Consider the following 21023-nt stretch of genomic DNA (forward strand, 5'->3'; position numbering starts at 1 on the left):
AACTAAACCATACCGTATCGTTTTATTTTGGTCAATCGCGCGGCCGTGCCCAGCGGGGGATAGATCGCCAGCTCACGGAATTGTCAGCGGGACGGGCGTCGCCGCGGCGCGCCCTTGGGGGCGTCTTTGGGAGCGTTCTGGACGCGGTCGGCCGGGCCGAGCGCACCGGCCAGGAACAGCTTGATCGCAGCGCGCATCCGCTTTTCCGCAGCCTTCAGCTCCAGCGCCATCCCGAACGTCGCCATGCGGTGGGTGTGGCCGACGACGACGTCGAGAAACACCTCGGCTGCGATGGTGGTGTCTTCGACGTCGAGCGCACTTTGGGCCACCAGATGGTCGAAGAAGCGCGCCGTGGTGGCGACCGCCTTGAGCCAGCCTTCCTCCTTGCCGAGCTTGGCAACGTCGGGGAAGTTGATGGCCTGTGACGTCATCATTCGGCTGAACGCGACGGCGTCCGGTCCGCAGGTGAACGTCAGCATCTCGCGCCCGATCTCGATCAGGCGCTGTTCGACCGGGATGTCCGAGCCGCTTGAGAGCTGCGTCTCCGCCGCCGCAGACAGCGGCGCCAGCCAGCGCTCGATCTCGCGCCTCAGTACGGCCGCAAACAGGCCGCGCTTGTCGCCATAGCGGGAATAGACGGTCGGTTTGCTCACCCGCGCCGCTTCCGCGACTGCATCGAGCGAGGTCGCGTCAAAACCGCGATCCAGGAACAGGCGGGTGGCGACCTCGATCAGACGCTGGTCGCGCTCGATGGCGGCGGTCTTGGTCGGCCGGCCGCCGCGCGATTTCGGCACCTCGCGCCGCGGCGTGGCCGCTCTTGTCCTGGTCGCAGTCAATCCCATGCCCAATGATTCCTGCGCGTTGCTCGTCATTCGCTCTATATCGCGCAGGAGCGGGGGCGTCATCGCGAATCTGGCCGAATTGGCCGTATCGTCAACGGTTTCATCACGGTCTCGTTCCGTCACGAGCACTCACGGCAGCGTGGACGTCCAGGCCTGGCCGGATGCCGCCTTCTCATATCCGTACTGATACAGTGCCCGCATATAGGTGGTGTCGAACCCTTCCGACGGCGGCGCGGGATAATCGCGCGCGATATAGGAGAGGTGGAAACCAAGGCGGTTGCGCTTGGCGAAATCATAGGTCGAGAAGATGATCGAACGCGTCTGCGACTGCGTGATCGCCGACAGGCTGCGCGAGGCGACGTCGATCGTGCTGTTGGACACCAGCTCGAAATTGCGTTCGATCTTCTTGTTGACGAGGATGTAGATGTCCATCTTCGCGTTGCCGGGCAGGCGGCTACCCTGGAACAGCAAGGCTTCCGGCAGCGTCAGCACCGGCGCGGTCACGCCGCCGTCGACATGCATCTCCTGAAACCTGCGGCCCTGACCTTCGGCGTCGATCATGATCGGCGGAAATACCAAGGGAATGCTGGCCGAGGCCGCCATCACGTCACGAAACAGCTTGAGCGCTTCGGGGGTGCCGACCGCGGCGATCTTGCCCATGTCCCAGATCGCGGTGCGCTGGGTGTCGAGATCGGTGGTGACGATCAGCAGCCGTCGTCCCTTCGCGTTTTCACGCGCGACCTGCGCCATGATTTCCGGTCCGACATAGCGGGCGACGAGCTCGCGCAGCCGCGTGTTGCCGAACAGGCCGGAGCCGAACAGCACACGCATGATGCTCGGATCGTTCAGCAGGCTCTCCGCGATGCCGCTGGTGTAAACGTCCTTCAGCGTGTCGTCATATTGCCGTCCAAGGAACGCGAAGGGCGCGATCAGGCCGCCGGTGCTGACGCCCGAGACCACGGAGAAGTTCGGCCGTGTGCCGGCGGCACTCCAGCCGTTGAGCACGCCGACGCCATAGGCGCCATCGGCGCCGCCGCCGGAGAGCGCCAGATAGGATTTCGACGCTGTGCTGGTGTCCTTGTCGAAGCTGAATTTCGTGACCGGCTCGTCGGCGTAGCGGCGGAGGCCGTCGATATCGAGCACACGGGATGTGCTGGCCTCGGCGGCCGTATAGGGCGTGCGGGGCAGGGAGGTGCAGCCGGCGAGCGCCAGGGTGCAGGTCAGGATCAGGGATCCAATCAGGCGGGCACCTGCCTGCCTCATCCGGCCATGCGAGGGGCCGGATATGTCAGTCGAAGGTGAAGCGGAGGACATTGTCGGTGGCTGGCGATCACGCAAATACCGCCGCCGGCGAAAGTCACCGCGGCATCCCGTCCAGCCCCCACGCTAAAACTACACTGTATCGTTTTGTTTGGCAAGGTGCGGCGGGCATCAAGTGCGCGTCAAATGTGTCCCAGTCTGGGGCATCGCATGGACCGAGCGGGTTGATCGGCCTCGCCCGACACGCAATAAGCACGCCCATGAATCTGCCCAATCATTTCGAACTGCTCGCCACCGATGGTACTGCGCGCACCGGCCGCCTGACCACACCGCATGGTGTGGCGCGCACGCCGGCCTTCATGCCGGTCGGAACCGCCGGCGCCATGAAAGGCATGCACTGGCGTGAGGTGCGCGAAGCCGGCGCCGACATCGTGCTCGGCAACACCTATCACCTGATGCTGCGGCCCGGCGCCGAGCGGATCGCCGCGCTTGGCGGCTTGCAGCGCTTTACCGGCTGGAATGGGCCGATGCTGACGGATTCCGGCGGCTTCCAGGTGATGTCGCTGTCGGACCTGCGCAAGGTCACCGAGAACGCCGTCACCTTCCGCTCGCATATCGACGGTGCCAAGGTCGAGCTCTCGCCGGAGCGCTCGATCGAGGTGCAGCGCTTCCTCGGCTCCGACATCGCCATGCAGATGGACGAATGCGTGCGGCTGCCGGCCGAGCGTGATGACATCGACCGCGCCATGCGGCTGTCGCTGCGGTGGGCGGAGCGAAGCAAGCGCGCCTTCGAGAGCGCGCCTGACGGCTACATGCTGTTCGGTATCGTGCAGGGCGGCGACATCCCGCAGCTTCGCCATGCCAGCGCCGAAGGCCTGGTCGAGATCGGTTTCCACGGCTATGCGATTGGTGGCCTCGCCGTCGGCGAGCCGCAGGCGGTGATGCTGGCGATGATCGACGAGACCGCGCCGCGTCTGCCGCAGGATCGGCCGCGTTATCTGATGGGCGTCGGCACGCCCGACGACATCCTCGAGGCGGTGAAGCGCGGCATCGACATGTTCGATTGCGTGATGCCGACGCGCAATGGCCGCCATGGTGTGGCCTTCACGCGCTTCGGCCAGGTGAATTTGCGCAACGCGCGCCATGCCGACGATCCGCGCCCGCTCGACGAGGAGAGTTCGTGGCCGTCAGCGCGCAACTATGCGCGCGCCTATCTGCACCATCTCGTCAAGGCGGGCGAGACGCTGGGGGCGATGCTGCTGTCCGAGATCAATATCGCTTACTACCAGTTCCTGATGCAGGGCATCAGGGACGCGATCGCACACGGAAGTTTTGAGGAGTTCTATCAGCGTACGCGCGAGGGCTGGGCGAGGGGCGATATCGCCCCGCGCTAGGTCAGTTGCACACGATCCGCTGCTTGACGGCATGCTTGGTCACAAAGCCGTAGCCGCAATTGTCGCAGGTCCAGAGATAAGAGATCATGTGGTCCGAGACATAGGCAGAAGCTTCGGCGGCGACCATGGAGTCGGCGCAGACCGGACAGGTTGGCAAATCGCTACAACGCGGATCGCGATGATGCACGACGGTCGACATCACTTCAGCAACTGCTGACATCGTGGTGACCTCCCTGTTTTGAGACGTAAGTCTAACATAAGCATAAGCAGTTGACGAGGTCGCAACACAATTGCGTCGGCTTTTATAAAATTCGCCTCACCGGGATGTGTCTGCTGGCGCTCTTTCGGTCCAGCATGTCGCAACCATCGCAGCGCAAACAGCTCGTGTGCATTGCGATAATCTGCCGCGTTGCTTCACGCGCCGTGGCTTCACTGCATCGCACCTTGTTGGCTGAGTGCCGGCGCGAGCGCATCCGCCCCATTGCGATCCGAACGAAGCCTGCGTCCGAACGAGAACCAGGGCTTTTCGACGAAGGAATATGACAGCCAGCTGACAAAAATGGACAGCGCTACGACCGTAGTGACGAAGGCGAACCATGGCAGCGGTCCGTCGCCGAGCCAGGCGTAATGGTGAACCCAGACCATCGCGAACGGTGACATCAGGTAGACCGAATAGCTGATGACGCCGACGAATGCGATCGGGCGCCAGGCCATCCGCTCGCCGAACGCGGCGAACAGTATGAAGACGAGCGCCGCGCAAACATAGGCTCCCCCGATCGAATAGCTGTAGAAGAAGTTGCCATCATACACGCCGCCATAGCGGCTGTTGCACAACGTGATCGCGAACAGAGCGTAGAGTGCCGTGCAGATCACGACATGCCGCCATCGCAGCGTTCCGCCGATGACGGTGTCGCGAATGATCTTGCCGAGGAACATCGCGGACAAATTCAGCCCGGCCTCCATCACGACCCATGCTGCCCTGTTTTCGACCAGCACGGCCACTGCGATCCCGGCGAGAGCCGTTGCGATGACGATCGCAACGGCGGTGAGGCGCCGGTTCAGAAGGCCTGCCATGAACAGACCGATGCAGACGGCGTAGAACAGCAGCTCGATCGTCAGCGTCCAATAGAAGTCCCAGAGGTGAGGGACCTCCAGAAAGGACTGGAGCATTGTCAGGTTCGCGGCGATCTGCGACAGCGGATAGGTCCTGGACTCGAGCGCCTGCATCGTGACAAGCCCCAGCGCGATCGAACTCCAGTAGGCTGGGTAGAGCCGGAAGAAACGGCTGATCGAAAAGTCGTGCACGGGCGAGGCACTGGCGGGAAAACTGAAGGGAATGACGAAGCCGCTGACGAAGAAGAACAGCACCACGCCGAAGCGGCCGAAATTCATGTAGTAGCCGATCGCGTCGTGAAAGAGCGCCTGATACGCGCCGGTCGGATGCTCCCGCACGATCACCTCGAGCGCATGCTGGACGACCACCGAGAGGACGGCGATGCCGCGCAGCGTATCGATGAAGGCGAGCCGTCGATGCATCATCCGTTCCCTGCCGCTCCCACCCCATCATCGGATCGGCTGTGGCAGCGCCGTCCCGGCCGTGACCGGCCGACCGCAACGGACGTCGCCTGTCGGAAGGGTATCTGGCTAAGGCACAAGCTGTGATCAGGAGGCCGGACGTTGGTTGCAGCAGTTCAGCACGGCAATCGTGAAGAGATTGACAATGGAGAAAGGCAGGGCGGGGAGGCTGACCATTCCAGCGACGGCGGATCGGCCGACCGGCTCACATTATTTTGCTACGGGACGGGTTCCATGCGGGTCGGATTGTCGCTTGCGCCTCGCCGCCGGCTGTCGGTAACTGCCCGGCAGCTGCGACAGCGGTCCAAATCGTCGCCACAGGGAGTTCATGATGGACGCATCGTCCAAAACGGGTGCAGCGCACCAACCCGGCCGCGGCCGGATCTACTCTTCGATCGTCGAGGCTTTTGGCGACACGCCGGTCGTGCAATTGCGCCGGCTGCCGGGCATGCACGGCGTGAACGCGACGATTTTGGCAAAACTTGAATATTTCAACCCGGCCGCGAGCGTGAAGGATCGCATCGGCGCGGCCATGATCATCGCGATGGAGAAGGCCGGCATCGTCAAGCCCGATACGGTGCTGATCGAGCCGACTTCCGGCAATACCGGCATTGCGCTCGCCTTCGTGGCGGCCTCGCGCGGCTACCGGCTCAAGCTGGTGATGCCGGAATCGATGTCGATCGAGCGGCGCAAGATGCTGGCCTTCCTCGGTGCCGAGCTGGTGCTGACGCCGGCGGCGCAAGGCATGAAGGGCGCGATCGCCGCGGCCGAGGAGCTGTTGAAGACGACGCCGAACTCGGTGATGCCGCAGCAATTCAAGAACCTCGCCAATCCCGAGATCCATCGCCGCACCACCGCCGAGGAGATCTGGAACGACACCGGCGGCAACATCGATTTCTTCGTCGCCGGCGTCGGCACCGGCGGCACCATCACCGGCGTCGGCCAGGTGCTGAAGCCGCGCAAGCCCTCGCTGCGCGTGATCGCGGTTGAGCCGGAGGAGAGCCCGGTGCTGTCGGGCGGCCAGCACACGCCGCACAAGATCCAGGGCATCGGCGCGGGCTTCGTGCCCGACATTCTCGATCGCTCCGTGATCGACGAGATCGTGAAGATCAACTCGACCACCGCAATCGAGACCGCGCGGGCGCTGGCGCGGCATGAGGGCATTCCGGGCGGCATTTCCTCAGGCGCGGCGATCGCCGCGGCGCTTGAGATCGGCAAGCGGCCGGAAGCTGTTGGAAAAACCATCCTGGCTATCGTGCCGTCCTTCTCCGAGCGGTATCTTTCGACGGCTCTGTTTGAGGGAATCTAGGACATGGCGGACCAACCGAGACGGCCGCGCACGCTGGGCGATGCGCGGTCGGAGGCCGAGGCGGCGTTCAAGAAGGTGACGGCCAAGGTCGCCGCCGCGCCACCGAAGCAGAACGTGGCGCCGGGGATCAAGGAGCAGGTCACGCTGCGCATCGACCAGGACGTGCTGGAGTTCTTCCAGGAGGGCGGCCCCGGCTGGCAGGACCGCATCAACGAGGCGCTGCGCAAGGCGGCGGGGAAGTAGGCGCGTCCGGCCCCCGGCGGTATCGTGGCAGTGGCCTCAGAGCACCTGCGACAAGAACCTCTGCGTGCGCTCATCCTTGGCCGCCGTGAACAATGTTGCCGGTGGCCCGTGCTCGACGATCACGCCGCGATCGGTGAAGTAGACGTGGTCAGCGACTTCGCGCGCGAAGTTCATTTCATGGGTGACGAGGATGCAGGTCATCCCATCCTCGGCCAGCTCCCGGATGGTGACCAGGACCTCCTTGACCGTTTCCGGATCGAGAGCAGCGGTCACCTCGTCGAACAGCATGATGTCCGGCCGCATCGCCAGTGAGCGGGCAATCGCCACGCGTTGCTGCTGTCCGCCGGAGAGCTCGCCGGGATAGCTGTCCTCCTTTCCCGCGAGCCGCACCTTGGCCAGCAGCGCCCGGGCGCGCGCTTCGACCTCGGCACGGTTCTGGCGGAGGACATGGATCGGCGCCATCATCACGTTCTGCAGCGCAGTCTTGTGCGGGAAGAGATTGTACTGCTGAAATACCATCCCGACCTTGCGGCGAAGCGCCAGCTTGTCGAGCCGGGGATCGGTGACCTCGATGCCTTCGATCTGAATGCTGCCGGAAGAGATCGGCTGAAGCGCATTGATGCAGCGGATCAGCGTGGACTTGCCCGATCCCGACGGGCCGATGATGCAGATCACCTCGCCCTTCCTGACCGAGAGGCTGATGCCTTTCAGGACCTCGAGCGCGCCGAAGGATTTTCTGACGTCAACGCATTGGACGATGGGCTGATCCGGAGTCCAGCTCGTGGCCATGCTTTTCTCCTCAGAGCACGCGGTACCGACGCTCGAGACGCGCGGTCCAGAGGTTGATCGGATAACAGTAGAGAAAGAAGCACAGCAGCGCGAAACCGTAGAGTGGCGCGAACAGCTCCGGTCTGCCGCCCTCGGCCGCATGCACCTGCGCCGTCAGCGTCAGCATCTCCGAAACACCCACGATCGATGCGAGCACCGTCGACATCGTAACGAGCGCATAGACGTTCATCCAGGGCGGCAGCATTCGCTTGATGCATTGTGGCAGCATGATCAGCCACATGGTCTGGCGCCGTGTGAATGAGAGCGATTCCGCTGCCTCCCATTGCGTCGATGGAATGGAGCGGACGGCGCCGCGCACGACCTCGGCGACGTTCGCCATGACCGGCAATGCGAAGCCGACCGTCGCCTTGATCCAGTCCGGCAAGGGGATGGTCGTCTTGAACAGGGTGACCTGGAAGGGCACCAGAAACATCACGAAGAACAGCAGCACGAGCCAGGGCGCGTTGCGGAAGAACTGAGTGATGAGCCAGCTGACGGCGGCGAGGGGCCGGAACTCCGACAACAAGGCCAGACCGAGGCCGACCCCGGCAATGGTCCCCAGCACCATGGACAGCAGCGAGATCAGGATGTTGAAGCCGAAACCCCACAACAGCAGCGGGGACCATTTCAGGATGACCTGCAGCGGCGACAGCATCGCCGGTCCGCTCTGTGCCCACGCGGTCGACGCCGCCATGACGGCGCAGAAGCAGAGGATCGCGGCGGACAGCGGGCCGATCCGAATGGACATCCGGGTCGGCGCGAGACGATACGGCAGAAGGACGGCAAGCCTGTCCCCGGGGTCGGCGTTGTTCATCGCGCATATCCCGGTATGCGCATCGCCCGCTCCCAGCGATGCATCAGCCAGACCAGGATGCCGACAAGGATGCCGTAGGTCGCGAGCAACAGGACCATCATCTCGAAGACGTTCTGCGATTCCGACCAGATCTGCTTGACTGCGTACAGTGTTTCGGGAACGGCGATCGCGTAGGCCAGCGTGGTCGTCTTGAGCAGATTGACGAGGTTGTTGTTCAGCGCGGGAAGGCAGACGCGAATGGCCAGCGGGAGGACGATATGAATATAGGCCCTGAGGCGCGTGTATCCGAGCGCCTCCGCGGCTTCCAATGTCGTTCGCGGCACCGCTTCAATGCCGGAGCGGAAGATTTCGACGTTGAAAGCCGCCGCAAACAGCGACAGCGAAATGATTGCCCACTGGACGTTGTTGAGCAGTGGAACGCGCATGCCCGCCGCCTCGACGGCCGGAAGCATGGTGCCGAGGCCGAAATAGAAAAAGAAGAGCTGGACCAGCGGCGGCGTGTTGCGGAACACGACCACGAAAGCATTGACGGGCAGCCGGAGCAGGGTAGACGGACTGCCTTGCAGCAAAGCCCCCACCGCGCCGATGATGAGGCTCAGCACGATGGTCGTGACACTCAGAAGCAGCGTCATCTTGAGCCCGCTGAAATAGCGGTCCCAATCATAGGCATCGTAGAATACGGAGAAATTCAGCCCCGTCGTCTCATAGAGCCGCTGAAACCAGTTGGCGATTGCTTGCATTCTGCATGACGCCGAATTGTTGAGGCGATGCCTCGTGTCAGTGCATTGGCACGCCCTGTGCGGAGCGCCAGATGGATCCGACGCTCCGCTCCAGGCGTCTATTTGCCTTTGTATTGCTCATGCATGGAGAGCGAATACTCGGTCGGAGCAATGCCCCACTTCTTTTCCTCGTCCACGATGAAGCCGGTCTTCATCCAGTCCTTCGTCGTGTCTTCGAGCAGCTTCTGAAGGCTGCTGTTCTCGAGCGCGACGGCGATCATCCATGGCGACGGCAGGACACCCTTCAGGGGCAGGGCATAATCCGCCTTCCACTCGTCTTCGATCAGTTTGCCCTGAAGGAAGGTCTGATCGTAGAGATAGCCGATGCAGTTGCCCTGCTTCATGGCGAACAGAGGCTTCTCCGAACCGTCGAACGCAACGATTTCCGGGCCGTAGGATTTGGCGATGTCCTTGTTGTACCAGGCTCCCGACGTCGCACAGACGGGCTTTCCCTTGAGGTCAGCCCAGTCCTTGATCCCGGCGTTCTTGTTGAGAAGGATGTTCACGTAGTCCGAATAATACAGCGGCTCGATGGCTTGAACGACGCGGCGGCGTTCAGGCCTGTCCGACATGGTCGCGATCAGCAGGTCGATCTTGCCCTGCTGAAGGAACTCGATCCTGTTCGAGGCTGCGACGGGAACGAGCTCGAGCTTGACGCCGAGCCGCTTGGCAATGTCTGCGGCAAGATCAGGCTCGATGCCGACGACGTTGCCTGCGGGGTCGCGATATCCGAACGGCTTGTAGTCTGCCTTGACGCCGACGTTCAACGTGCCGCGCTGCTTGATGGCATCGACGCCATCAGCAGCCTGCGCGCTGCCAAGCAGAAGCAGCGCTGCCGCGCCTGTCACCATGAACCGGACCAAATTTCTCATCGGATGACACCTCCAGGATTGCAATCACGATACGCGTTCGACGTCTTATTTCGCGTTACAAAGTTCGTGCCATACGTCACGAAAATCGGGACACGGAGAAGGGAGTGATGTCGATCGGGCTTCGACCGTCGGTCACCATTCCAGCCACAAGATTTCCAATGCCCGCCGAATGCTTGAAGCCATGCCCGGAGCAGGCGGAGACGACATGGACCCTGTCTTGCTCGGGATGCCGGTCGATGATGAAGCCCCGATCGGGTGTCACCGTGTAGAGACAGGCGGCCGCGTGCGCGACACGGGGCGTCGCACCTGCAAGCCGGCCTTTGACGTGCTTGCTGTACATCTGTGCGGACTCGCTCGGATCGACGGTGCGATCGATCGTGTCGGCGGTCGTGCTGGTCTCGTACTGCTCGGTCGCGACCTTGAGACGGCGATCGCCGGGCAGGGGCGGGAAGCCGTAAAGATAATCAACATCCGTCGCGCCATGCATCCAGATGAAGACGGGGGCATCGGCGCGATATGCGCTGGTATCCTCGAGTTCGAACCAATGGAGCACCTGACGCTTCACCGTGAGCAGACGGTCGAAGGGGGCGCCGAGCAGGTGCGCATTCCAGGCGCCTGCGGACACGACCACCTGATCCGCCTCGAATGTGCCTGAGGACGTTTCCACCCGAACGACGGAGCCTGTCTGCGCCAGCGAGAGAACCTCGACCCCGGTGCGGATCACCGCTCCGAGCTGCTCCGCGCGCGTCAATTGCGCCTTGATGCAGCGCTCGGGAAAAACGTAGCCGCCGCCGGGCTCGTAATAGGCTTTCTCGTTACCCTCGAGGTTCAGGAACTGCGGGAAGCGGCGAGCCACCTCTCGCCCGTCGATCACTTCATGAGCGACGCCGAAATCACGGGCAGCCCCGATCGAACGTGCGACGAAATCCGGCTTGCCGTGATGCGATGTCTCGCCAACGCCGGGTGCCATGACGACGAGGCCACAGGGGTTGAGGAGCTGGTCAGGCGTCTCGGCTTCGAGCTCGCGCCAGATCCGGTGCGAATCCAGCACCAGGGGCACGTAGTCGCGGCCTTCGCCAACGGCCTGCCGGGTGATGCGGGTTTCGCCGTGGCTGGACCCCATCATGTGGGGCGGGGCAAAACGATCGAGGCCGACCGCCTTCACCCCGCGCTTGGCCAGTTGATAGAGCGCCGCGCTGCCCATGGCGCCGAGGCCGATCACCAGAATGTCCGCTCGCTCGCTCATGAATTGAAGCTGCTCAATTATTGAAACTGCACAGAGCTTGCTCTCCAGATCGGCTACCCGACAAGTATAATTCATATGATGAAGCAAATTTGCATGTTCACATGACTTTTGCTTAAGTCGTGGAATGACCTCAGCCCCTCCGGACCTGCGAAGCCTCCAGATCGTTGCCGCGGTCGCTGATACCGGCAGCATGCTGGAAGCGTCCCGCCAATTCGGGATGACGCAATCGGCGGTATCTCAGGCGGTGCGGCGCGCCGAAGCGGCGGTCGGCGTCGCGTTCTTCAACCGCAGCCGCAGGCCGCTCACGGCGACGCGGGCGGGACGCATCCTTGCCGACCGCGTTCTCGATCTGAACCGGGACTTTGAAGCGCTCCTCGGTACGCTCCGCGCTGCGGCAGAACAGTCTGAGCGTGTTGAGCTGAGGCTCGGCCTCGTCGATTCCTACGCGGGCACGGTCGGCGCGCATCTCGTCAAGGAGCTGATGACGGGATCGATCGCGCTCAGCCTGTCGGCATGGTCGGGTCTTGCCAACTCGCATGCAGAGGCGTTGGTCCGGCGCATGATCGATGCGGCGATCACGTGCGATGCCATGGACGATTTGTATGACGTCGAACGCTTCCCGTTCTATCGCGAACCGTATCTGCTCGTGGTGCCACGCGGACTGGAAGGCGAATTCGCCGACCTTGATTTGCGCGAAATCCTCGCCCGGTACCGGCTGGTCCGGCACAGCGAGCGGTCTTACGTGGGCGCTCAGGTCGAACGCCATCTGAGCCGTATGGGTATTCGTCCGCCGCGGGCCTTCGAGTTCGACACCTCCGACAGCCTGGTTGCGATGGTCGCGACCGGGATGGGCGTGGCGATCACCACGCCGCTCTGTCTGCTGCAGGGTCTGGCTCACGCGGCGCAGGTCAGCGCTCTGCCGCTACCGGGCCCTGGATTTTTTCGCGAGCTGCTTCTGGTGACCCGCCGCGGCGATATCTCGTTACTGGCGCCGCGTATCGCGGAGATGGCCCGGACCAGCATTACGATGCAGGCGATGCCGCGCATCCGGGCGCTCGTGCCCTGGTTCACTCAGGACTATTAGCAACGAAAAAGCCCGGCGTGAGCCGGGCTTTTTGTTTGCGATTTGATTTCGTCTCAGCGGCGGAACATGCCGCCCATCATGCCGCCGACGACACCGCCGACGAAGGCTGCGCCGGCATCGCCGCCACCGCTGTTGCGGTGCTGCTGCTGAACCGGTGCGCTCTGCGCCTGGGCAGGTGCCGCACGCCGGGCCGGCTTGGGGCTGTCGTCGCTCGCGGTGGCCGGCGCGGCCGCCACGATCTCGGAGAGCAGGGCCTTGTGCTGAAGCTTGTTGAGGTAGCCGGACGAGGGATAGCCGCGGGCCGCCTGCCAGCGCTTGAGCACCGTGCGAGTCTCGTCGCTGAAGACGCCGGTCACCTTGGTGTCGAAGCCGAGGCCGGTGAGGCGGCGCTGCACGTCGCGGCGCTGACCCTTGTCGAGGCCGATCTGGTCCTCGGTGAGCTGGCTCGCATCATCGGTGAAGGTGGCGGGATCGATGCCTGAATTCAGGTTGCGCGTCGTGGTCGACGGGCCGCTCTTGATTGCAGCAATCCGCGCCAGCGCCAGCGCCTTGAACTGGCCGTTCGGATAGGCCGAGAGATAGGCGTTGAGCTCTTCCGGCTTATTGGACTCCTTCACGGAGCGCCAATATTCGAGTTCGACACCATCAGAGCTGCCGGCGCTCGCTGCCGGCACGACGCCAGCGGCGGTCGGCGCCGCATTGGCGACCTGTGTCGTCGGCGCCTGGTTCAGATACACCGCGCCGATCAGGTTGGTGTGGCCCCAGGGCAGCTGGCCCTTGTGGGTCTCTTCGTTGACCTGGGCGCGCACCGAGGTCATCGCCTGTTGGATCTCGATGCCCGGCTTGGTGATGTTGTCGATCAGGGCGCGGGTGAACGGGCTGTTGTTCCCTTCCTGGCCGTCGAGCGCGGTCTGGCCCGGGCCGGTCGCGAACGCGATCAGCGTGCCTTCGCCAGACTTCATCTCGGCAAGGCCGCTCTGCACGTTGACGCTGCGGGTCGCCGAGTTCGACTTGATCTTGGCGGCGAACGGATTGTCGCGGCAGGCGTCGAGGAAGACGAGCTTGACCTTGGCATCGCCCATGGTCTGCTCGAGCGTCAGGTCGATGTTGATGGCGGCGCCCAGCTTGACGTCCATCTCCGACTTGATGTCGGCATCGACAGGCAGCAGGTAGTTGGTGCCGCCGACGGCGATGCCGTGGCCGGCATAATAGAACAGCGCGATGTCGGAGCCCTGCGCCTTGCGGCCGAAATCGAGCAGCTTCTCCGTCATCTGGTCGCGGCTGAGATTGGATCCTTCGATCACCTCGAAGCCGACATTGCGCAGCGTCGACGCCATGGCCTTGGCGTCGATCGGCGGGTTCGGCAGCTGTGCGACGTTCTTATAGCTGCCATTGCCGACGACGAAGGCGACGCGGCGGTCGGCCTGTGCGGCGCTGACTGACAGCGCCATGCACATCAGCGAGGCGAGGAGGGTAAGAGTGCGCATCTGAAATCCCCAACAGAATCGAATTGCAGGCAGCAACAAATCGGCAACGAACTTACACGACACGCCCGGTTTCGCGCTAGCAAAACGACAGTTCGCCCAACCCATTACTTCGCGGTCGAATGTGCACGATGGAATGCCGCTCCAACGTGATCCAAATCACGCTCGACCACTATGTTTGTCGCGCGAGATGGCGCACGGGTTCACTGCGCGCGGGCGGGGACGGGCGGCGCCGGTTTCAAATTCAAGAGGTTGCCGCACAGGATCAGCGCCGCGCCGAGCACGGTCCAGGCGTCGAGCCGCTCCGAATAGAGCAGCCAGCCGGCAGTGGCGGTGAGGGGAACCCTGAGGAAGTCCATGGGGACCACGATGGTCGCATCGGCGTAGCGCATCGCGCTGGCGAGGCAGTAGTGCGAGAATGTGCCGCAGACCGCGATCACGCCGACCCAGGCCCAGGCATGGGCGGACGGCCAGGTCCAGACGAACAGCGTCGGGACGAAGCCCGCGACCGACTGCACCACCAGCATCCAGAACAGGATCGAGAGCGCGCTCTCGGTGCGGGTCAATGATTTGACCAGCGCCATCGACACGCCAAATCCCATGGCAGCACCAAGCGCAATGAGCTGACCCGGATTGATCTCGCCGGTCGCGGGGCGGACGATCACGATCACGCCGATGAGGCCAAGCATGATCGCCGCCACCTTCCACGACGTCATTCGTTCGGACAGCAACGTCGCCGCGAGGATCGCGGTCCAGATCGGCATGGTGAACTCGATCGCCACCACCTGGCCGATCGGGATCAGCGTCAGCGCGAAGAACCAGCCGAGTTGGGCAACATAGTGCACGAGGTTGCGTGCGAGGTGGTGTTGCAGGCGTGATGTCCTGAGCACCTTGAAGCCGCCGGCGCGGTAGATGATCGGCGCCAGCAGCACGAAGCCCGACAGCGACCGGATCTCCATGATTTCGAAAACGTTGAGCTCGCGCGTGGTCTCGCGTCCGGCCACCGCCATGACCAGCATCATCGACAGCCAGCCGGCCATCCACAGTGCAGCCATCGGTTTGGACGGTGTCGTGCTCATCGGGCGGGATGCAGGGAGAGTTGAATCCAAAAGGACGGCCGGTATCGGCGACATCGTGGCCGTTTGCAACGGCCAAATCTGCGGATGCAGCGATGCAGGGCGGCGTGCTAAGGCTTGGATGAACAACGACAAGAAAAGGGAGAACTTCGCTCATGCAAATCCTGCAGCCGGCCGAATGGAAGAAACCGCGCGGCTTTTCTCATGGCGTCGTGGCCGAAGGGCCGGGCCGCTGGGTGGTGTTGGCCGGCCAGACCGGCGGCGACGAGACCGGCAATTATGCGCCCGACATGGCCGCGCAGGTCGCCACCGCCCTGAAGCGGATCATCAAACTGTTGAGTGAGGCCGGCGCTGGCCCCGAGCACATCGTGCGCCTCACCTGGTACCTGACCAGCCGCAGCGAATATGAGGCGGCGGGCGCCGGCATCGGCGCAGCCTGGAAGGAGACGCTAGGGGGCGCAATTTCCCGCCTTCGACACTGCTCTATATCGGCGGCCTCGTGGACGAGCGCGCCAAGGTCGAGATCGAGGTCACGGCGTTCGTGCCAGGCGCATGAAAAAGGCCCGGCGAGATCGCCGGGCCGATTGTCGTCTCACCGTGCTGTCGTCTTACTTCGACAGCGTGATGTTGGCGCCGCGGAACTGGCTGTCCGCGCGCATCGTGACGGCCTGCTTGTTGCCGCTCGTCTTCAGCGAGATGTTGGCGTTGAAGCCGGCGGTGGAGGCGACCAGCTCGTAATTGCCGCCGGCGCCGCGGCCCTGGAGGGAGCCGGAGATGTTGCGGCTGGCCTCGGACCAGTTGCCGGCGATGGCGCCGCCTTCGGCCCGGACGCTGGCACCGAGGTTGAACTTGTAGGCGTCGCTGGCGCAGGTCAGCGACATCTCCATGGTCGGTCCGATCGGGGCATATTTGGCCCGGCAGCGAATCCGCTCGGTCGAGCCATCGTCCAGCGTGACGGTGCCGACGCCACTCCAACTGCCCGCCAGCGGGGCAAACGGACCGGACTGGGCCTTGCTTTCAGAGTTGACGAGCCCCGCCGCAAACAAGACGGCGGCCGCAATCAGCAGCCGCCGGTTCCAGGCGCGAGCCTCGCTAGGTTTATTGGCGCGATGCTTCCCACCGCCCGCTGCACGGTATGCCTGCAGATGCTCCATTCCACTTCCCCGATCCGGCGTTGCCGTTGAGTTGACCGTTGGCATATGCACCATTGATCGAAACTTTCACAAGACCCCCGCTGCCGATGGTGCCGGAAACGTTAGCGCCGGGCGCGGTGATCTTGCCGTCGGCAACCGTCAGCATGGAGCTTGCGGTCGGCTCGCAGGTGCCGCTCTTGGTGACGATGGTGACGTGCCAGTTGCCGTCATAGGGGCTCTGGGCGAAGGCGGGAGCGGCGAGGGTGCCGGCGAAAACTGAAGCGGCACAGAACGCCGCGATGCGAGCAAAACGCATGAATTCCGTCCTTGAAACTGTCTGAGATGCTGACGCTTATTCGGACGAAATGTGACGGAAATTTGTTGCAATGCCAAACCGAAAATTGTTCCTGTGGAAACAATGGTTTATTTGCGTTTTTGGCTCCAATTTTCGAAGCAAAATCAATGCGGCTTCGCGTTAATCGTTAACATCGGGAGGGAACTCAGGACAGACTCGGCGCCGAAGTCGCGAACTGCTCGTCCTGAGTCTTGGCCGGCAGCGCCTTGTGGACCTTGATGTAGTCGATCACGTCGGCCAGCAGCTTGAGGCCGAGCGGCGCCAGCGCGCGCTCCCAGAGCTCGCGGGCGGTCTCGCCCTTCTTGACGAAGCACCAGTCCTGGGCGGCGATGGCGCCGGCGTCCATGCGATCGGCGAGATGGTAGATCGTGCCGCCGGCGATCGGATCGCCTTCCTTGATGGTCCATTCCACCGCCGCCTTGCCGCGGTGACGCGGCAGCAGCGATGGGTGATAGCCGATGCCGCCGAACTTGGACGCGGCCAGGGCGTCCTTGCCGATCCGGGCGTGGCTGTGGGCGGTGATGATCAGATCGGTGTCGGGACCGATCTCGGAGGCCACCACGAGCTTCGGGTTGGCCTGGACCACCACGTCGATGCCGGCTGCCTTGGCGGTCGCGGCGAGGCGGTCATCTGCATCGGCCACCACGACCCGCACGATCGAGACGCTGTGCTCCCGGAGCATGTTCAGGGTGGTCACGCCGAAATGGCGGGAGCCGACGAGGGTAATGCGCATGGGTGTCCGATCCGTCTCGCAGCTGCGTTATCCTCCCGATAACACGTCCGGACGTCCTGTCACCACCCGCGGGCCGTTTGCCCCGGTTATCAACAATGCGAGGGCGCGGGGCGCATCAAATTCGCGATTGCGCAGCCGGCATCTCCGATGCTTCCATACGCGGACTGCACCGTATCGGGAGCGAGCGCATGCGAAGCCCGTGGTTTTTCCTCCTCGCGGCACTGATCGTGGCCGGCCCAGCCTGGGCTGGCGGGCCTTACCCGGAAGTGCCACCCGAGATCGGGGTGGCGCCGGTCATCGGCCCGACCTGGGATGCCTATCGCTGCGTTGAAGGGGTGCCTTACAATTTCTACCACGACGCCTATTACGGCGAGGAGCCGCCGGCGATCTATCGTGGCTACGCTTACAGGCCGTATTACCGCTACAGCGCCTACCGCAAGCTGCCGCGCAAGTATTTTTGCGTCGTCGATTAGCGTTGCAGCGCTGCCACGGTCGGCAGCAAATGATCAATGAGGCGGCTCCTCCGTTTCATTTTTTAACAGAAGGAATCTTTGTGTGCGGTTAGAACCAGCCCATCCGGGGCTGGCCAAATTTCATTACGGACCCGTTTTCGAACCCGGCTTTGGCCGCTGGCGTGTCGCCAGCGGCTTTTTCGTGCCGCGCGTCACGAAATCATCAGACGGTAATACGTTCTCAACCTGCTTGTCGTATCGACGAATCCGTCGCGGATTTGTATTGCGTACCGCGACACCGAAAAGGTCCCGCCGGCGTGGGTGCGCCGCGCGGGTTTTTTCGCCGGGACCGATGTTATGCCGAGCGCAATTGAACAGATTGTGGACGCCTATGTGCGGCTGAAGAACCGCCGTGGCCTCGACGAGCTGATGATGCACAGGCAGCGGCTCGCAGTCGATCTGAAAAGCCGGTCCGGCCGTTATGATTTCAGCCTGCCGATCGACAAGATCGACGAGGAGATCGCGATCATCGAGGCTGGACTGACCAGGCTCGCGGCGGATGCACCCGAGCCCGGTGCGACGCGGCTTCGCTAGAGCATGATCCGGAAAAGTGCGCAGCGGTTTTCCGAAAAGATCATGCTCAAACAACAACCTAAAGCGCGATGACGATTCATCCTAATCTGATCGCGCTTTAGGACGTTCAGTCGCGCCGGCCGCCATCGATGACGGTGAAGAGCGGACGCGCCGGGGTCGGCTCCACCAGCAGCTCTTCCACCAGCGCCGTTGCCGCATCGACATATTTGCGCGTCGGCTTGTCGAGCTCGCGTTTCGCCTCGTCGTCGAGCGCAACCTTCGCAGCCTCCACCAGCTTGCGCATCCGCGCCGCATGATCGTCGCCGGCCGTCAGTGTCGCGCGCGCCAGCGAGCGCAGCACGAACAGCTCGCCCTCGAGGCGGAGCAGACGGTCGTTGAGCCTGGTGAGGACGGCGTTGAGGTCAGCCATGTCAGGTGTTCGTGGCGGAGGTTCCATCCTGATCTAGCCGCGATCGGTGAACGGAGTGCAAACGGCATCGGTGCAATTCGGCCGATCGGCTGGGCTTGCCGCATCCGGAATGCCGCCGATGTGACCGATCGTGACCCGCAAGGCCGTGGGCTCCGCGTCAGTCCCGCACCACATCGGGAGGTGGGTGGACGTCTGGAGCACGTTCAATGCGGTCTGTCCTGGCCCTCGCTCTCTTGATCTCGCTGTGCGCGCCGGCGCTGGCCGCGCCGGTGCATCGCGCGCCAAGGCACCGTCATGTCGTCGTTCGTCCCGCCGAGGACGCGCCGGTGCCGCCCGGCTGGTACAAGTTTCCGGGGTGGCCGCCGATCCCGCCATCGGAGAACAGGAATCTCGACCCCTCCAATTTCGGCGGTGGCTGAAGGCCTCTCACGCAGACCGGGCGAGATAATCGCGCGCGAAGGCGAGGTACCAGTCGAGGCAGGCGGGATTGGCCATCGCCTCCTTGTTGATGACCTTCTCGACGGGCTGGCCGAGCAAGAGCTTCTTGATCGGCAGCTCCTGCTTCTTGCCAGAGAGAGTGCGCGGGATCTCGGCGACGGCAAAGATCTCGTTCGGCAGGAAGCGGCGGGAGAGGCCGGCCTCGATCGCCTTGTTGATCTTCGCCTGCATTGCGCCGTCGAAGGCGACGCCCTCGCGCAGCACCACGAACAGCGGCATGTAGCTGTCACGGCCGAGATATTCGAGATCGACGACGAGGCTGTCGAGCACCTCAGGCAGAGCCTCGATCGCGGAATAGAGCTCGCTCGTGCCCATGCGCAGGCCGTGGCGGTTGATGGTGGCATCGCTGCGGCCGTAGATGATGCAGGAGCTGTCCGGTTCGACCTTGAGCCAGTCGCCATGCCGCCACACCGGCCCGCGGCCGCTGCCGTCGAAATTATCCGGATAGGTCTCGAAATAGCTGGCGCGATAGCGCGCACCGTCCTTGTCGTTCCAGAAGTAGAGCGGCATCGACGGCATCGGCTCGGTGCAGACGAGCTCGCCGACCTCGCCGATCACCGCGCGGCCGTGTTCACTGAAGGCTTCGACGGCAGCACCGAGCAGGCGGCACTGCATCGCGCCCGGCGTCTGCGGCAATTCGCGGTTGCCGCCGATGAAGGCGCCGGCGAAATCGGTACCGCCGGAGATGTTGGCCCACCAGATATCGGCCTGCGCCTTGCTGCCGTTGATTTTCGACAGCGCCGCGAAGCGGTCGTTGAACCAGCCTTGCGTGTCGGCGCTCAGCGGCGAGCCGGTCGAGCCGAGGCAGCGCAGGCGTGAGAGATCGCCGGCGGCGGCAAGATCGATCTCGGCCTTGGCGCAGTTCGCGAAGAACGCCGCGCCCGCGCCGAAGAACGTCGCCTTCGACTGCGCCACGAAGCGCCACAGCGTGGTCCAGTCCGGCTTGTCCTTGGCGCCGCCGGGGCTGCCGTCGAAGATGCAGCAGGTGGTGCCGCTGAGCAGGCCGCCGACCTGCGAATTCCACATGATCCAGCCGGTCGACGAGTACCAGTGATAGCGCTCGCCGAACGAGTTCTCGTGATAGGAGCAGCCGATATCGTTGTGCAGGCCGAGCAACGCCAGCACCACGATGACGATGCCGCCATGGCCGTGCACGATGGGTTTCGGCAGGCCGGTGGTGCCGCTGGAATAGACGATCCACAGCGGATGATCGAACGGTAGCCACATCGGCTCGAACGCGTCGATCGCAGCGCCGGTCCTTGCGGTGATATCGGAGAGCAGAGCGTCCGGCGCCGCGGGCGCGGCGGCCTCGCTGTGCAGGATGACGTGTTCGACGCTCGGCAGCGATCGCCGCAGCTCGGCGACGACATCCTTGCGGTCATGCTTGCGACCGGCATAGGCGACGGCGTCGCAGGCAATCAGCACTCTCGGCTCGATCTGCTTGAAGCGGTCGATCACGGCGGGTGCGGCCATGTCGGGCGCGCAAACACTCCAGACTGCGCCGATGCTGGCGCTCGCGAGAAACGCGATAATGGTCTCGGGGATGTTGGGGAGGTACGCCGCGACGCGGTCGCCGGGCTTGATGCCCTTATCCTTGAGATGCAGCGCGAGCGCGGCTGCCTTGCGCCGCAGCTCGGGCCAGCTCGTCTCAGTGACTATGCCGTCCTCGCCGCAACTGACGATCGCGGGCAGTCCGGCGGCGTGCGCCGCGTCCACGTGCCGGAACACCTGCCGCGCGTAGTTCACCTGCGCGCCGGGAAACCACACCGCGCCGGGCATCTTGCGCTCGGTGATTACGGCCGCGAACGGCGTCGGCGATTGCAGATCGTAATAGTCCCAGATGCTGCGCCAGAACGCGTCGAGGTCGCGGACCGACCATTGCCGCATCTCCTCGTAATTCGCGAAGGTGAGGCCGCGCTGCGCGGCGAGCCAGTTACGATAGAGGGCGATCTGGGGAACGAAAGGAGCGGTCATTGCGTAACGGCTTCTATTGCGGGGAGGGCAAGTGTAGCCCCTGCCGCAGCGTCGTAGAAGCCATCGCTC

Annotated in this window: 23 protein-coding genes and 1 pseudogene; 8 read left to right on the forward strand and 16 right to left on the reverse strand. The window is 63.6% G+C overall.

The genetic code is table 11. The features are described from left to right. Positions 1-83: 83 nt before the first annotated feature. Both RAD16_RS03550 and RAD16_RS03555 read right to left on the reverse strand, forming a co-directional pair. Entirely contained in the window at positions 84-842 is a 759-nt protein-coding gene (locus RAD16_RS03550; RefSeq protein ID WP_458156498.1) for a TetR/AcrR family transcriptional regulator, read from the reverse strand. A gap of 129 nt (positions 843-971) precedes the next feature. Then, positions 972-2105 (reverse strand): patatin-like phospholipase family protein, encoded by a 1134-nt coding sequence (locus tag RAD16_RS03555; protein ID WP_458156499.1) that lies wholly within the window; start codon positions 2103-2105, stop codon positions 972-974. A gap of 257 nt (positions 2106-2362) precedes the next feature. On the opposite strand from RAD16_RS03555, the gene tgt reads away from it, so the two are divergent. Beyond that, positions 2363-3496 carry a tRNA guanosine(34) transglycosylase Tgt gene (gene tgt, locus RAD16_RS03560; protein ID WP_458156500.1) on the forward strand — a complete coding sequence of 378 codons (1134 nt, stop codon included), beginning with the start codon at positions 2363-2365 and terminating at the stop codon, positions 3494-3496. 1 nt (position 3497) lies between these two features. Here tgt and RAD16_RS03565 read toward each other — a convergent pair whose 3' ends face one another. Then, complete coding sequence (locus RAD16_RS03565; protein WP_458156501.1) at positions 3498-3716, reverse strand: hypothetical protein; 219 nt, start codon at positions 3714-3716, stop codon at positions 3498-3500. Positions 3717-3925: 209 nt separating this feature from the next. After that, positions 3926-5035 carry an acyltransferase family protein gene (locus RAD16_RS03570; protein ID WP_458156502.1) on the reverse strand — a complete coding sequence of 370 codons (1110 nt, stop codon included), beginning with the start codon at positions 5033-5035 and terminating at the stop codon, positions 3926-3928. A 367-nt stretch (positions 5036-5402) separates the two neighbouring features. Between RAD16_RS03570 and cysK the strand changes: the two genes are divergently transcribed. Further along, positions 5403-6380: a cysteine synthase A gene (gene cysK / locus RAD16_RS03575; protein ID WP_458156503.1), complete on the forward strand. Its 978-nt coding sequence runs from the start codon at positions 5403-5405 to the stop codon at positions 6378-6380. 3 nt (positions 6381-6383) lie between these two features. Further along, on the forward strand, positions 6384-6623 hold the full coding sequence (locus tag RAD16_RS03580; RefSeq protein ID WP_326904507.1) for a BrnA antitoxin family protein: 240 nt from the start codon (positions 6384-6386) through the stop codon (positions 6621-6623). Positions 6624-6659: 36 nt separating this feature from the next. Here RAD16_RS03580 and RAD16_RS03585 read toward each other — a convergent pair whose 3' ends face one another. The 5 genes from RAD16_RS03585 to solA all read right to left on the reverse strand — a co-directional run bounded on the left by RAD16_RS03585 (position 6660) and on the right by solA (position 11162). Then, complete coding sequence (locus RAD16_RS03585) at positions 6660-7412, reverse strand: amino acid ABC transporter ATP-binding protein (protein ID WP_458156504.1); 753 nt, start codon at positions 7410-7412, stop codon at positions 6660-6662. A gap of 10 nt (positions 7413-7422) precedes the next feature. Continuing rightward, on the reverse strand, positions 7423-8265 hold the full coding sequence (locus RAD16_RS03590; RefSeq protein WP_458156505.1) for an amino acid ABC transporter permease: 843 nt from the start codon (positions 8263-8265) through the stop codon (positions 7423-7425). Then, positions 8262-9005, reverse strand: a complete 744-nt coding sequence (locus tag RAD16_RS03595; protein ID WP_458156506.1) for an amino acid ABC transporter permease — start codon at positions 9003-9005, stop codon at positions 8262-8264. Before RAD16_RS03595 ends, RAD16_RS03590 begins: the two co-directional genes overlap by 4 nt. Before the next feature lie 98 nt (positions 9006-9103). Next, complete coding sequence (locus RAD16_RS03600) at positions 9104-9916, reverse strand: transporter substrate-binding domain-containing protein (protein ID WP_458156507.1); 813 nt, start codon at positions 9914-9916, stop codon at positions 9104-9106. Positions 9917-9992: 76 nt separating this feature from the next. Next, the gene (gene solA / locus RAD16_RS03605; RefSeq protein ID WP_458156941.1) at positions 9993-11162 is read right to left on the reverse strand and encodes an N-methyl-L-tryptophan oxidase; all 1170 of its coding nucleotides are present in this window, start codon (positions 11160-11162) and stop codon (positions 9993-9995) included. A gap of 124 nt (positions 11163-11286) precedes the next feature. Here solA and RAD16_RS03610 point away from each other — a divergent pair, with 124 nt between their 5' ends. Next, the gene (locus tag RAD16_RS03610; RefSeq protein ID WP_458156508.1) at positions 11287-12246 is read left to right on the forward strand and encodes a LysR family transcriptional regulator; all 960 of its coding nucleotides are present in this window, start codon (positions 11287-11289) and stop codon (positions 12244-12246) included. Between the two features lie 53 nt (positions 12247-12299). Here the strand turns inward: RAD16_RS03610 and RAD16_RS03615 are convergent, their stop codons facing one another. Continuing rightward, entirely contained in the window at positions 12300-13733 is a 1434-nt protein-coding gene (locus RAD16_RS03615; RefSeq protein WP_458156509.1) for a caspase family protein, read from the reverse strand. A gap of 200 nt (positions 13734-13933) precedes the next feature. Further along, positions 13934-14809 carry a DMT family transporter gene (locus RAD16_RS03620; protein WP_458156510.1) on the reverse strand — a complete coding sequence of 292 codons (876 nt, stop codon included), beginning with the start codon at positions 14807-14809 and terminating at the stop codon, positions 13934-13936. A gap of 152 nt (positions 14810-14961) precedes the next feature. Here RAD16_RS03620 and RAD16_RS03625 point away from each other — a divergent pair. Beyond that, a pseudogene (locus tag RAD16_RS03625) lies at positions 14962-15362 on the forward strand (RidA family protein). A 52-nt stretch (positions 15363-15414) separates the two neighbouring features. On the opposite strand, the gene RAD16_RS03630 reads toward RAD16_RS03625, so the two are convergent. The 3 genes from RAD16_RS03630 to RAD16_RS03640 all read right to left on the reverse strand — a co-directional run bounded on the left by RAD16_RS03630 (position 15415) and on the right by RAD16_RS03640 (position 17027). Next, the gene (locus tag RAD16_RS03630; protein WP_458156511.1) at positions 15415-15960 is read right to left on the reverse strand and encodes a hypothetical protein; all 546 of its coding nucleotides are present in this window, start codon (positions 15958-15960) and stop codon (positions 15415-15417) included. After that, a complete protein-coding gene (locus RAD16_RS03635) occupies positions 15905-16255 on the reverse strand; it encodes a hypothetical protein (protein ID WP_458156512.1) in 351 nt (116 codons plus the stop codon). The genes RAD16_RS03630 and RAD16_RS03635 overlap by 56 nt, the downstream gene beginning before the upstream one ends. Before the next feature lie 184 nt (positions 16256-16439). Further along, positions 16440-17027 (reverse strand): formyltransferase family protein, encoded by a 588-nt coding sequence (locus RAD16_RS03640; protein ID WP_458156513.1) that lies wholly within the window; start codon positions 17025-17027, stop codon positions 16440-16442. Positions 17028-17215: 188 nt separating this feature from the next. Here RAD16_RS03640 and RAD16_RS03645 point away from each other — a divergent pair, with 188 nt between their 5' ends. Together RAD16_RS03645 and RAD16_RS03650 are read left to right on the forward strand one after the other, a co-directional pair. Continuing rightward, positions 17216-17500 (forward strand): hypothetical protein, encoded by a 285-nt coding sequence (locus tag RAD16_RS03645; protein ID WP_458156514.1) that lies wholly within the window; start codon positions 17216-17218, stop codon positions 17498-17500. 336 nt (positions 17501-17836) lie between these two features. Continuing rightward, the gene (locus RAD16_RS03650) at positions 17837-18073 is read left to right on the forward strand and encodes a hypothetical protein (protein WP_458156515.1); all 237 of its coding nucleotides are present in this window, start codon (positions 17837-17839) and stop codon (positions 18071-18073) included. 106 nt (positions 18074-18179) lie between these two features. Here RAD16_RS03650 and RAD16_RS03655 read toward each other — a convergent pair whose 3' ends face one another. Then, on the reverse strand, positions 18180-18482 hold the full coding sequence (locus RAD16_RS03655; RefSeq protein ID WP_011087444.1) for a hypothetical protein: 303 nt from the start codon (positions 18480-18482) through the stop codon (positions 18180-18182). A gap of 206 nt (positions 18483-18688) precedes the next feature. On the opposite strand from RAD16_RS03655, the gene RAD16_RS03660 reads away from it, so the two are divergent. Next, positions 18689-18901 carry a hypothetical protein gene (locus tag RAD16_RS03660; RefSeq protein WP_458156516.1) on the forward strand — a complete coding sequence of 71 codons (213 nt, stop codon included), beginning with the start codon at positions 18689-18691 and terminating at the stop codon, positions 18899-18901. A gap of 7 nt (positions 18902-18908) precedes the next feature. Here RAD16_RS03660 and RAD16_RS03665 read toward each other — a convergent pair whose 3' ends face one another. Beyond that, the gene (locus tag RAD16_RS03665; RefSeq protein WP_458156517.1) at positions 18909-20954 is read right to left on the reverse strand and encodes an acetoacetate--CoA ligase; all 2046 of its coding nucleotides are present in this window, start codon (positions 20952-20954) and stop codon (positions 18909-18911) included. Positions 20955-21023: the final 69 nt, after the last annotated feature.

The organism is Bradyrhizobium sp. 18BD, assembly GCF_054185225.1.